This window comes from Brachybacterium sp. p3-SID1565, assembly GCF_025143785.1.
Taxonomy (GTDB): Bacteria; Actinomycetota; Actinomycetes; order Actinomycetales; family Dermabacteraceae; genus Brachybacterium; species Brachybacterium epidermidis.
The window spans coordinates 13,487-26,314 of sequence record NZ_JAMBDS010000015.1 but is presented as its reverse complement, the minus strand read 5'-3'; the positions used below and the strand labels follow the sequence as shown (position 1 = coordinate 26,314).

Below are 12,828 nucleotides of genomic sequence, written 5' to 3'. Positions count from 1 at the left end.
GAGGGCGGGGGACGCACCGGTGCTCGCGCGCCCGGTCCCCCACGGCAGGGCCCGAGCTTACCGGCGAACCGCCCGCGACCCGGCAATCAGCACCGCGCGGCGTACCGCTCGCGCACGAGCGCCGCGATGAGGTCCGCCTGCTGCAGGGAGCGCTCGCGCCCCTCGGGCAGATGCGCGTCGAGCTTCGCCTGGACCTCGCCGCGTTGCTCTTCGAGCTGCTCGAAGCGCTTCCAGAGGTAGCCCGGCTCGAGCTGGCAGCGGCCGATCAGGTGCCGCAGCTGCCGGGGGCCGAGCTCGCGGTCCACGAACAGGAGGTCCTGGCCCGGCAGCAGGTGCTCGTGGATGCGGGTGCGCTCGGGGAACGATCGACGATCCCGAGAACTCCACGTTCTTGAACAGCGTCGGCCGTGATCCGTCGCACCGGCTCCGTCCCGCGGCGACCCCCCGCGCACGGGTACGATCTGGTCCCATGCGAATCACGACCGTGGGATGCGGATACCTGGGCGCCGTCTACGCCGCCTCGATGGCCTCGATCGGGCACGAGGTCCTCGGCCTGGACGTCGACCAGAAGAAGATCGACGATCTGAAGAAGGGCATCGCCCCCTTCCACGAGCCCGGCTTCGAGAAGGTCCTCACCGAGGCCCTGGCGTCCGGCCGCCTGCGCTTCTCCACCGACTACGCCGACGCCGCGGACTACCAGGTCCACGTGATCTGCGTGGGCACCCCGCAGCAGATCAACGGCAGCGGGGCCGACCTCACCTACGTGCACGCCGCCGTCGATGCCCTCATCCCGCACCTGGACAAGTGCCCCGACGGCCGCAGCCTGCTGGTAGGCCGCTCCACCGTGCCGGTGGGCACCGCGCAGATCCTCGCGCAGAAGCTCAAGGACGCCGGGACGGACACCCTGCTGGCCTGGAACCCCGAGTTCCTCCGCGAGGGCTTCGCCGTCAAGGACACCCTGTACCCCGACCGCATCGTCTACGGCCTGCCGGACGACGGGGCCGAGGCCGCCGAGGCCAAGGCCCTTCTGGACGAGGTCTACGAGCCGATGCTGAAGGCCGACACCCCACTGGTGACCGGCAACTATCCGACCGCCGAGCTGGTGAAGGTCTCCGCGAACTCCTTCCTGGCCACCAAGATCTCCTTCATCAACGCCGTCGCCGAGGTCTGCGAGGCCACCGGCGGCGACGTCTCCGTGATCGCCGAGGCGATCGGCCTGGACGACCGCATCGGCCCGAAGTTCCTGCGCGCCGGCGTCGGCTTCGGCGGCGGCTGCCTGCCCAAGGACATCCGTGCCTTCATGGCCCGCGCCGGCGAGCTCGGCGCCGGGGAGGCCCTGTCCTTCCTGCGCGAGGTCGACATGGTCAACAACCGTCGTCGCGACCACGTCGTGAACCTGTCCCGGGAGATGCTCGGCGGCAGCTTCACCGGTAAGAAGATCGCCGTGCTCGGCGCCGCCTTCAAGCCGGACTCCGACGACACCCGCCAGTCCCCCGCCCTGTACGTCGCCTCGAAGCTCTCGGGCCGCGGCGCCGACGTCACCGTCACCGACCCGGCGGCCAACGAGCGCGTGAAGACCGAGCGCCCGAACCTGAAGGTCGCTAAGGACGCGTTCGAGGCCGCGAAGGACGCCGAGCTGGTCCTGCTGCTCACCGAGTGGGACGAGTTCAAGCAGCTCGATCCGGTCGCCCTGAAGGAGGTCGTCGCCGAGGCGCGCTTCATCGACGGCCGCAACGTGCTGAACCCCGCCGCCTGGCGCGAAGCCGGCTGGGACTACCGTTCCATGGGTCGTCCCTGATCCTCGGGCCTCGCCCGACGCCGACGCCGACGCGTCATCTCCGCCGCCCCGGTCATCTCCCCGGTGACCGGGGCGGCGGTCTGTTTGAATGAGGAACATGACTGCGCAGCGCACCGAGACCCTCACCTGCCCGGACGCCGAGGCCCGCGAGTTCATCGAGGACCTCGGCGCTTTCGTGACCGCCTCACCCTCTTCCTTCCATGCCGCCGCCGAGGCCGCGCGGCGCCTCGAGGAGGCGGGGTTCTCCCGCCTGGAGGAGACCGAGGACTGGGCGGGCGCGGAGTCCGTGACCGGCGCGCGCTACGTGGTGCGCGACGGCTCCGTGATCGCGTGGGTGACGCCGGGTGATGTGTCCGCCGCGACCCCGTGGCGGATCCTCGGCGCGCACACCGACTCGCCGGCCTTCAAGGTGAAGCCGAAGCCGTCGATCGGCGCTGAGGGCTTCGCCCAGGTCGGGGTCGAGGTGTACGGCGGCCCACTGCTGAACTCCTGGCTGGATCGCGACCTTCGCCTGGCTGGCCGTCTCGTGCTCGATGACGGCACCACCCATCTGGTCTCCACCCCGCCGGTGCTGCGCATCCCGCAGCTCGCGGTCCACCTGGACCGCGGCATCAACGCCGAGGGCTTGAAGCTCGACCCGCAGCGCCACATGCAGCCGGTCGCCGGCCTCGGCGAGGTCGACATCGTCGGCCTGCTCGCGCGCTGCGCCGGCGTCGATCCCGAGCGGATCCGCGGTATGGAGGTCGTCACCGTCGACACCCAGGAGCCCGCCATGATCGGCGCCGGGGAAGAGCTGTTCGCCTCCGCCCGCCTGGACAACCTGGCCTCGACCCACGGCGGGGTGCGCGCCATCATCGACGTCGCCGCCGCGGCCCTTCCGAGCGGGCCGATCGCCCTGTTCATCGCCAACGACCACGAGGAGGTCGGCTCCTCGACGCGGTCCGGCGCCGGCGGTCCGTTCCTCGAGGACATCCTGGTGCGCATGCACGCCGCACTCGGCGGGGACGACTCGTCGCGACGGCGCGCCAGCGCCTCCTCGATGGTGCTGTCCTGCGACACCGGCCATGCCGCCCACCCGAACTACCCCGAGCGCCACGATCCGGCGAACCGTCCGCGCCTGGGCGCCGGCCCGCTGCTGAAGATCAACGCACAGCAGCGCTATGCGACCGATGCCGTCGGCGCCGCGTCCTTCGCCGCCGCCTGTGCGCAGGCGGGTGTGCCGTTCCAGGAGTTCGTCTCCAACAACGCGATGCCCTGCGGATCCACCATCGGCCCGATTACGGCCACCCGCCTAGGGATCACCACCATCGACTGCGGCGTCGCCCTGCTGTCGATGCACTCCACCCGCGAGCTGTGCGCCGTGGTGGATCCGCTGATGCTGCAGAAGGCGTCGGTCGCCTTCCTCACGCCTCGCCACTGACCCCACACCGCCACACAGGAGGGCCGGCCCGACGACGTATCGGACCGGCCCTCACTGTCTCGAGGACAGCCTGCGAAACCGGGTGTTCGCCGCGTGCCCCTCAGCCCTGCTTCGACTGCTGGCCGCGGAGCTTCTTGCGGGCGATGGTCTCGATCCGGGCGACGACCGCGCGCACCTCGCCGACGACCTGCGCATCGGGGCCGTGCTCGAGCAAGGTCGGGAGCCGACGGGCGGCGTCGTTGACACGCTCGGGGGGCTGGTCATCGGTGCTCCTTCGGGGATGCCTCGGTCCGGTCATCGGCGGGGTGGCCCGCCGCCTTCTGCGAGGCTCTCACGTCCACGCCGAACAGGGTGTGGAACGCGGCGACATACTGTTCGGCCCGTCCGTTGACGGCGAGCTCCCGGGCGCGCACCGTCGGCGGGTGCAGCACCTTCGCGGCGATCCGCGTCAGGCCGCGCTCGAACTCCGCGGCGACCTCGTCGCCGAAGCGGCTGCGGATCCGGCCGACCTCGTCGTCGAGAGCACCGGAGACGCTGCCGCGCAGGTAGCTGATGGCCGGGTCGACGCTGCGTATGCGGCGCCGAGCGATGAAGCTGCGCACGCCCTCATCGAGGATGGCGCGGGCCTGCTGCTTCTGCCCGTCGTCGTCGATGTCGTGCGCCAGATCGGCGAGGCTGATGATCCGCACGTCCTCGCGTCCGCGCAGATCGGGGTGCAGATCCGAACGCAGGGCCAGGTCCAGGACGACCAGCGCGCGGGAGTCGCGCCCGGCGAGATGCTCAGGCCGTAACACCGCGTCGCCCTGGCCGGAGGCGGCCACGACGAGGTCGGCGTGGGCAACGGCCTCCGGGAGCATCCCCGTGGGCACCGCCTGCACCCGGTGGCTGCTGGCGAAGGCCTCGGCCCGACCCGTCCCGGAGTGGACACGGATGTCCCGGGTGCCGCGACGGCGCAGATCTGCGGTGATCACACGGGCATAGGAGCCGGTGCCGATCACGAGCACGGCGGCGTCGGCGATCCCGAGGTCCAGGACGTCGGCGGCGCGATCCAGGGCGACCGCCCCGCCGGTGCGGCCGACCGCACCGAGCCCGGTGGTGGAGGCGACCTGCTTGGCGTGACGCTGCCCGATCTGGAACAGGTCGTTGAGCATCGCGGTGGTGCGGCCGGCAGCGAGCGCCGAGCTGAAGGCGGTGCGAACCTGACCGGCGATCTCCGACTCGCCCACCACCCGGGAGCGCAGCCCGGCCATCACCTCGTACAGATGGGCGGCGGCTTCACTGTCCATGAGCGCGTCGACGTGGGAGGCGACCTCGTCGCGCTCCATCCCTGAGCACTGGGCGATCGCATCGACGGTGGCGGCGACGGCGTCGTGGAACCGTTCGGCGTCGAGGTAGATCTCCAGTCGGTTGCAGGTGGCGATCACCACAGTCCCGTGGATGCAGTCGACATGGGCCAGGAGGTCGTCGATCTGGTCGGCGCCGCGGGAGAGCGCGTCGAGCACCCCGAGGTCGAGGTGCTCATGGGAAGCGCGCACGGCCACAAGCATGCCGACGATCCTACGACTGATGTCACCTTGGCACCGCCCCCACAGCCACCTCTGTGACGAGTCGTGCACAATGGGGTCGCCATGACAGAAAACAGCACGTCAGAGGCCGTATTTAGCGACACGGCGTCATATCGCGATCGCGTCCGGTCCCACCTGCCACAAGACCATCCGCTGCAGCGCTCGAGCGCCGACTCCGGCACCGCCGAGGCACCCCTGCTGGCCCGTTACCGAGGGGTCAGCACCGACGCCCCGCCGAGTGTGTGGTTCATGCGCCAGGCCGGGCGGTCCCTGCCTGAGTACCGGAAGCTGCGCGAGGGCACCACGATGCTGGACTCGTGCCTGATCCCGGAGATGGCTGCGGAGATCACAGTGCAGCCCGTGCGCCGCCACCGCGTGGATGCGGGCATCTTCTTCTCCGACATCGTGGTGCCGATGCGCCTGGCCGGCCTCGAGGTGGAGATCAAGCCCGGAGTGGGCCCCGTCTTCGCCCGTCCCGTGCGCACCGAGACCGACGTCGATGCCCTGCCCGTGCTGGACGACTCCTTCGAGGAGGCCCTGGAGCCGATCCGTGAGGCCGTGCGCCTCACCGTCGCCGAGCTGGGATCCACTCCCCTGATCGGCTTCGCCGGCGCCCCCTTCACCGTGGCCTCCTACCTGGTCGAGGGGGCACCGAGCCGGGACCACCTGGCCGCACGAGCGCTGATGCGCTCGAAGCCGCAGGTGTGGGACCGCCTGGCCGCCTGGGTGGCCGAGGCCTCCGGTCGCTTCCTGCGCGCGCAGGTGCTGGCCGGCGCCTCCGCCGTCCAGCAGTTCGACTCCTGGGCCGGTTCGCTCTCCGAGCACACGTACCGCACCGGGGCCCTGCCCCATTCCCGCGCCCTGTTCGACCACGTCGCGGACCTGCCGGTGCCGCGCGTCCACTTCGGGGTGGGGGCCGCGCACCTGCTGGCCCCGATGCATGAGGCAGGCGCCACCGTGATGGGTGTGGACCACCGCATCACGCTCGCCGAGGCCGCCGCACATCTGCCTCCCGGCACCCCCCTGCAGGGGAACATCGACCCGGCCGTGCTGTTCACCTCGGAGCAGGTGCGCTTCGCCGAGGCCGATCGGGTGCTCGCCGACGGCGCCGCCGCGGCCGGTCACGTGGTGAACCTGGGCCATGGCGTCCCGCCGGAGACGGACCCGCAGGTGCTCACCGACCTGGTCGCCCACCTGCACGAGCAGCCCCCCGCCTCGGCTTCCTCGTCGGACGGCTCTTCGTCGTCGCAGGGCTTGTCCACGGCCGGTGCGCCCGCCCAGTCGGGCGCCGGCGGCGTCGAGGCTCCTGCCACCACCGGGGCCGCCGGATGAGCTCACCCGAGCGCACCGTCGTCGTCGGCGGCGGCATCGCGGGCCTGCTGGCCGCCCGGCGACACGCCCTCGCGGGCCGACGGGTGACCCTGCTGGAGGCCGAGCCCTCCACCGGCGGGGCGATCGCCGCCCGCACCGTCGGCGGGATCGACATCAACATCGGTGCGGAGGCCTGGTCGGTCGGCAGCGGCGCGGTCGAGGCGCTGATCGCGCAGCTGGGCCTGGCCGATCAGGTGGTCTCCCCCGTGACCGGTCGGGGCAGCCGCCTGGTCTCCGCCGCCGGCGTGCACATCGCGCCGCCCGGGGGCATGTTCGGCATCCCGGCCCGGCCCCTGTCCCCCGAGACCCGCAAGGTGCTGGGGACCACCGGGGCCCTTCGTGCCTGGGCCGAACGCCTCCTGCCGGCCTCCTGGGGGCTGCGTCCGGGCGTCACCCTCGGTGACTACGTGCGCTGCCGGATGGGCAGGCGCGTGGTGGATCGACTGGTCGCACCCCTCGTGGGCGGGGTGCACTCCGCTGATCCCTACTCCCTGGAGCTGGCCTCGACCCTGCCCCGCCTGCCCGACGCCGTGCGGGAGAACGGCTCCCTCGCCGCTGCGGTGCGGTCCCTGCGCCCGGCGACCTCCCGCTCCTCCCGTGGCGGGGCAGGCACGGCCGTGCAGGCCCTCACCCCCACCATGGCCGAGCTGCCCCGGGCGCTCGAGGCGCAGCTGCGCAGCCACGGCGGCGAGGTGCTCACCGGAACCCGCGCACTCGCCGTCGCACGCAAGGACGACGGCACCTGGCAGGTCACGGCGTTCGGCACGGACCGAGGCGCCAGCAGCAGTGGTGCAGCTACCAGTGGTGCAGCCACCAGTGGTGCCGACGGCACCGAGGTGCGCCTGGAGGCCGAGCACCTCGTGCTGGCCTGCCCGCCCGATGTCGCTGCGACCCTGCTGGAGCAGGCCCTGCCCACGCTGGCCCGTGCGATTCCCTCCGCGCCCGCGGTGCCGGTGCGATTGGTGGCCCTGGTGCTGGAGGCTCCCGCACTGGACTCCTCGCCCTCGGGCACCGGCGCCCTGGTGGCGGCCGGCACCCCCGGGGTGCGCGCCAAGGCCCTCACCCACGCCACCGCCAAGTGGGAGCACGTGCGCCGCGCGGCCGACGGCCTGCACGTGGTGCGTCTGAGCTACGGCCGTCCCGGGGAGGAGCTTCCCGAGGACGACTCCCACGGCCCTGACGGCACCGAGGGCACCATCGTCGACCTGGCCCTGGCCGATGCCTCCACGATCCTGCGCACCCCGCTGGACCGCTCCCAGTTGCGGGCCGCCCGCGTGATCACCTGGCAGCGTGCCATGCGCCGCCCCGGCCCCGGCCATCGCGAGGCCCTGGACGCGATCACCGAGCTGCTGGCCCAGGAGCCGAGCCTCGAGCTGGTGGGGGCCTGGCGGGCCGGCACCGGCATCGACGCGATCGTGCGGGCTGACGCCCGCGCCATGACCATCCCCGACCCATCCACCCACCGAGTCCAGGAGGACCGCCCATGACCACCCAGCACCCCGCCCCCTCCCGCCCCGAGGGCCACGACAGCCCCGACAGCGCCGGCAAGGAGATCACCCGCTACACCTCCTACACCGTGTTCCGCCGCCTGGGCGGCTTGGCCGCCGAGGGTGCGGCCAGCCCCGAGCAGCTCACCACCGCCGTGGAGGAGACCATCTCCCTGATCGAGGCCGACGGCTGCGAGGTGCTCGGCTTCTACGACGTCTCCGGATTCCGCGCCGAGGACGACCTGATGCTGTGGTTGGCCGCGGAGGAGCCCGAGGCCCTGCAGGCCGGGCTGCGCACGCTGGAGAACTCCCTGGCGGGCACCCTGCTGCACCGCGAGTGGGCAGCCGTGGGCGTGCACCGCGCCGCCGAGTTCACCCGCTCCCACATCCCCTCGTTCATGACGAAGAACCGCGGTCGCAAGCAGTGGATCTGCGTGTACCCCTTCGTGCGCTCCTACGAGTGGTACCTGCTGCCGGAGGAGGAACGACGCCGCATGCTGATCGAGCACGGGAAACTGGGCCGCGACTTCCCGCAGGTCAACGCCAACACGGTGGCCTCCTTCGCCCTGGGCGACTACGAGTGGCTGCTGAGCTTCGAGGCCGATGACCTGCACGATCTGGTGGACATGATGCGGCACCTGCGCTACTCCGATGCCCGCCTGCACGTGCGCGAGGAGCTGCCGTTCCACACCGGCCGCCGCCTCGACTCCGCCGCCGACATCGCCGCCCTGCTGGCCTGACCCGTCATCGGCCCGGTGGCGACGCTCTGCCACCGGGCCTCCCCCGTCGGGCCCCGGCCCGACCCGCTCTGGAAGGACCCCCGTGACCATTCCCCCTAAGACCGCAGCCGGCCCTGAGACCACCACCGCCGCTGTCACCGAGATCGCCGACGAGCTGCCTCTGCCGCGCGAGGTGGACCACGACAGCGAGACCCACACCCGCCGCGGTGAGCAGCGCGCGTTCGACTCGATCCTGTTCTCCTCCTTCGGCGGCCCCGACGGCCAGGAGGACGTGATCCCGTTCCTGCGCAACGTCACCCGCGGGCGCGGCATCCCCGATGAGCGGCTCGAGGAGGTCGCCGGCCACTACCGGGCCCTCGGCGGCCGCAGCCCCATCACCGAGCAGAACCGCGCGATGATCGCCTCCCTTCAGGTGGAGCTGGCCGCCCGCGGCATCGACATGCCCGTGTACTTCGGCAACCGCAACTGGGAGCCCTACAACGCCGATGCGGTCACGGCCCTGCACGCCGATGGTCACCGCCACGCCCTGGGCCTGGTCACCAGCGCGTACTCGAGCTACTCCTCGTGCCGTCAGTACCGCGAGGACTTCGCGATGGTGCTCGAGGAGACGGGCCTCGCGGACGAGGTCACCATCGACAAGGTGCGCGTGTACTTCAACCATCCCGGGTTCCTGGACCCGGTGGCCGACGGCCTCGAGCAGGCGCTGCGCTCGCTCGGCGATGCCGGCCACGACGTGGACCGCATCGCGGTGCTGTTCTCCACCCATTCGGTGCCGCTGTCGATGGCGGAGGCCTCCGGTCCGGAGGAGACCCGCGTGGAGGGCTCCAGCGGCTGGTACGTGGCCCAGCACCTCGCGGCCTGCCGCTACGTGATGGACCGGGTGGACGACGCCCTGCCGCAGCTGCCGTCGTGGCGCCTGGTGTACCAGTCCCGCTCCGGCGCACCGCACATCCCGTGGCTGGAGCCGGACGTCAACGACGTGATCGAGGAGATCGCCGAGCAGCAGTCGGCCGATGCGGTGGTGGTGGTGCCGATCGGCTTCGTCACCGACCACGTCGAGGTGGTCTGGGACCTGGACACCGAGGCGAAGGAGACCGCCCAGGAGCACGGCCTGACCTTCGAGCGGGTGGCCACCTCCGGCACCGATCCGCGGTTCATCAAGGCCCTTGCGGATCTGGTGCAGGAGCGCCTGGATCCTGCCTTCCCACGGCAGGAGGTCACGGACTTCGGGCCCACGCCGGACGTGTGCGGCGCCAACTGCTGCGTGGGCCGGATGTGCCGACCCACCACCAGCGGCGTGGACTCCGCGCGGGACGTGCAGCGCGCCCGGGCCGCTCGCGAGCAGGAGCAGGCGGCCGGGGCAGGCACCTCCGGGGCAGGCACCGCCGGGGCTGACGCCTCATGACGGCGCACCCCGATCCGGCCCCGCTACGTCTGGGCACCCGCGCCTCGGCCCTGGCCCTGGCCCAGTCCGGTCAGGCCGGGCGGGCCCTGGTGGCCGGCACCGGCCGGGCGGTGGAGCTGGTGCACGTGCGCACCACGGGCGATGTGGACCGCCGGCCGCTGACCCAGATCGGCGGCACGGGCGTGTTCGTCACCGCCGTGCGGCAGGCGCTGCTGGACGGCGAGGTGGACGCGGTGGTCCATTCCTGCAAGGACCTGCCCACCACCCCGGCCGACGGCATCACCATGGCCTGCATCCCCGCTCGGCAGGATCCGCGCGATGCCCTGGTGGCCCGCGACGGCCTCACGCTCGCCCAGCTCCCGGCGGGGGCGCGCGTGGGCACCGGGTCGCCGCGCCGCGCCGCCCAGCTGCTGCGGGCCCGCCCGGACCTGGAGGTGGTCTCGATCCGCGGGAACATCGACACCCGCATCAACCGCGCCCTGGGGTCCGAGGCGGATCTGGACGCCGTGGTGCTGGCCGCCTCCGGTCTGCACCGGGCGGACCGCGCCGCGGAGATCTCCGATCTGCTGGACGTGCAGGTGATGCTGCCGGCACCCGCCCAGGGGGCGCTCGCGATCGAGTGCCGCACCGAGGACTGGCAGGCCGGCGGGTGGCTCGCCGAGGCCCTGGCCGCCTACGACCACGCGCCCACCCGGGCCGCGGTGACCGCTGAGCGCACCCTGCTGCGGGCCCTCGAGGCCGGCTGCAGCGCCCCGGTGGCGGCCCATGCCACCGGTGAGGCGCAGGCGCTGCAGCTGCGGGCCCTGGCGATCTCCCCCGACGGCGCGAAGGTGATCGAGGGCTCCCGCCGCGTGGACCCCGACGGCACCTCCGCGCCCGAGCGCGCTGGCGCATCTGACGCGCACTCCGCCGCCCGGCTCGGTGAGGCACTGGCCGCCGAGCTGCTGGACCAGGGCGCCCGGGACCTGCTGGACGCGGCCTCCGCGGCACCGGATCAGGTCTGATGCCCGTGACCGCATCCTTGCCGCCGTCGGCCGCTGCCCCGTCCCGGGGCGCGGCGAGGGTGCTGCTGCCACGACCTGAGGGCCGCGGCGGCGCGCTCGCGCGGCTGCTGCAGGAGCAGGGCTTGCACGTCGAGCAGCACCCCGTGGTGGAGCTTCGCCTGCACCACGACGCACCGATGCGCGAGGCCGTCTCTGCGCTGGCCGCAGGCCAGTGGGAGCACCTGGTCCTCACCAGCCCGCGCACGGTCGAAGCGCTCGCGGCCGTCCCCAGCCCCCTGCCCGAGGGCACGGGCACCGCCGATGCCGGGCCCATGCTCCAGGAGACGGGCTCCGCCGAGCACCAGCCCGGGGTGCTGCGGATCCCGGCCTCGGTGACCGTGACCGTGGTGGGCGAGGGCACGGCGAGCGCCCTGCGCGCCTGCGGTCGCGAGCCGGACCGGGTGGCCGGCGGCTCCGGGCAGGCCCTGGTGGAGCAGTTCCCGCCAGCCCCCGATACCGGCGCCCGGGTGCTGTTCCCGGCCTCCGCGGCAGCGGCCGGCACCGTCCCGGACGGCCTTGCGGCCAAGGGCTACGCGCTCACCCGGGTGACCGCCTACACGCCCCACCCCCTCCCGCTGCCCCCGCAGGTCGCGCACGACCTGCGCACGGGGGTGTACCGGGTGGTGGTGCTGACCAGCTCGATGATCGCGCGGATCCTGGCGGAGCAGGGCGTGCATCCCTCCACCAGGGTGGTGACCATCGGCGACCCGTCCACCGCGGCGGCCCGCGCCGCCGGGCTCACCGTCCACCACCAGGCCCGGACCGCCACCGACCGGGGCCTGGCCGATGCCGTCCGCGCCGCCCTGTCCGACCCTTCCGATCCCTCCGACAGCGTTCACCAGGAGACCCCCATGACCTCTGATCCCACCGCTCCCCGCACGCCCCGGCAGCAGGCCCCCGATGCCGCCGTCGGCGGGCCGGTCCCCATCGTGCGGCCCCGCCGCCTGCGCACCACCGGTGCCATGCGCTCCCTGGTGCGCGAGCACACCCTGCGCCCGGCAGACCTGGTGCTGCCGATGTTCGTGCGCGAGGGCATCACCGAGGACCAGCCGATCTCCTCCATGCCGGGCGTCCTCCAGCACACCGAGGACTCCCTGGTGCGCGCCGCCACCGAGGCCACCGAACGCGGGGTGGGCGGCCTGATGCTGTTCGGCGTGCCCAAGTACAAGGACGCCGTGGGCTCGGGTGCGACCGATCCGGACGGGGTGCTGAACCGGGCTCTGGCCCGCCTTAGCCGCGAGCTGGGCGATGCCACCGTGATCATGGCGGATCTGTGCCTGGACGAGTTCACCGACCACGGCCACTGCGGCGTGCTCGATGCCGAGGGCCGGGTCGACAACGACGCCACCCTGGGGCGCTACCGCGAGATGGCCCTCGCCCAGGCGGAGGCCGGCGCCCACCTGCTGGGCCCCTCGGGAATGATGGACGGCCAGATCGCCGCGATCCGCGAGGCGCTCGACGCCGCCGGGCACTTGGACGTGGGCCTGTACGCCTATACCGCGAAGTACGCCTCTGCCTTCTTCGGCCCATTCCGTGACGCCGTGGGCTCCTCCCTCAGCGGTGACCGCCGCACCTACCAGCAGGATCCCGCCAACGGCCGTGAGGCCCTGCGGGAGCTGGAGCTGGACGTGGCCGAGGGAGCGGACCTGGTGATGGTCAAGCCCGGCCTGCCCTACCTCGACGTGCTGGCCGAGGTGGCTGCCGCCTCCCCCGTCCCCGTGGGCGCCTACCAGGTCTCCGGCGAGTACGCGATGGTGGAGGCCGCTGCTGCCAACGGCTGGATCGACCGTGACAAGGTGATCCTGGAGTCCCTGCTGGCGTTCCGCCGTGCCGGCGCCACCACTGTGCTGGCCTACTGGGCCAGCGAGGTGGCCGGCTGGTACCGGGACGGCCTGCCCGCCCACTTGCGCGAGTTCCTCTGACCCGACCCGATCCGAGCGGCCCCGGCCCCCGTCGTCCGCCTCGGACCGACCCCAGCACGCACGCCTGAACCCTCTCG

10 protein-coding genes and 1 pseudogene are annotated in these 12,828 nt (G+C 72.8%); 9 read left to right on the top strand and 2 right to left on the bottom strand.

Annotated elements, in window-relative coordinates; translation table 11 throughout:
* Positions 1-86: 86 nt before the first annotated feature.
* On the bottom strand, positions 87-305 hold the full coding sequence (locus tag M4D54_RS05525) for a hypothetical protein (protein WP_193865241.1): 219 nt from the start codon (positions 303-305) through the stop codon (positions 87-89).
* 164 nt (positions 306-469) lie between these two features.
* Here M4D54_RS05525 and M4D54_RS05520 point away from each other — a divergent pair, with 164 nt between their 5' ends.
* Entirely contained in the window at positions 470-1,798 is a 1,329-nt protein-coding gene (locus M4D54_RS05520) for a UDP-glucose/GDP-mannose dehydrogenase family protein (protein ID WP_259890655.1), read from the top strand.
* A gap of 97 nt (positions 1,799-1,895) precedes the next feature.
* Positions 1,896-3,218 carry a M18 family aminopeptidase gene (locus tag M4D54_RS05515; protein ID WP_193865239.1) on the top strand — a complete coding sequence of 441 codons (1,323 nt, stop codon included), beginning with the start codon at positions 1,896-1,898 and terminating at the stop codon, positions 3,216-3,218.
* A 260-nt stretch (positions 3,219-3,478) separates the two neighbouring features.
* On the opposite strand, the gene M4D54_RS05510 is transcribed toward M4D54_RS05515, so the two are convergent.
* Positions 3,479-4,765 (bottom strand): glutamyl-tRNA reductase, encoded by a 1,287-nt coding sequence (locus tag M4D54_RS05510; RefSeq protein WP_193865238.1) that lies wholly within the window; start codon positions 4,763-4,765, stop codon positions 3,479-3,481.
* Between the two features lie 81 nt (positions 4,766-4,846).
* Between M4D54_RS05510 and hemE the strand changes: the two genes are divergently transcribed.
* From hemE to hemB, 7 genes and pseudogenes are all read left to right on the top strand, one after another.
* Positions 4,847-6,115, top strand: coding sequence for a uroporphyrinogen decarboxylase (hemE, locus tag M4D54_RS05505; protein ID WP_228018931.1), 1,269 nt, complete (start codon positions 4,847-4,849; stop codon positions 6,113-6,115).
* Entirely contained in the window at positions 6,112-7,641 is a 1,530-nt protein-coding gene (locus tag M4D54_RS05500; RefSeq protein ID WP_259890654.1) for an NAD(P)/FAD-dependent oxidoreductase, read from the top strand. Before hemE ends, M4D54_RS05500 begins: the two co-directional genes overlap by 4 nt.
* Complete coding sequence (hemQ, locus tag M4D54_RS05495; protein WP_259890653.1) at positions 7,638-8,381, top strand: hydrogen peroxide-dependent heme synthase; 744 nt, start codon at positions 7,638-7,640, stop codon at positions 8,379-8,381. The genes M4D54_RS05500 and hemQ overlap by 4 nt, the downstream gene beginning before the upstream one ends.
* A gap of 82 nt (positions 8,382-8,463) precedes the next feature.
* Positions 8,464-9,786, top strand: coding sequence for a ferrochelatase (locus M4D54_RS05490; RefSeq protein WP_396121474.1), 1,323 nt, complete (start codon positions 8,464-8,466; stop codon positions 9,784-9,786).
* Positions 9,783-10,790, top strand: coding sequence for a hydroxymethylbilane synthase (gene hemC / locus M4D54_RS05485; RefSeq protein ID WP_193865236.1), 1,008 nt, complete (start codon positions 9,783-9,785; stop codon positions 10,788-10,790). The genes M4D54_RS05490 and hemC overlap by 4 nt, the downstream gene beginning before the upstream one ends.
* Positions 10,790-11,602: pseudogene (locus M4D54_RS05480) on the top strand (uroporphyrinogen-III synthase); the annotation flags it as partial. The gene hemC and the pseudogene M4D54_RS05480, both read left to right, overlap by 1 nt.
* A gap of 153 nt (positions 11,603-11,755) precedes the next feature.
* Complete coding sequence (hemB, locus tag M4D54_RS05475; protein ID WP_259890663.1) at positions 11,756-12,751, top strand: porphobilinogen synthase; 996 nt, start codon at positions 11,756-11,758, stop codon at positions 12,749-12,751.
* Positions 12,752-12,828: the final 77 nt, after the last annotated feature.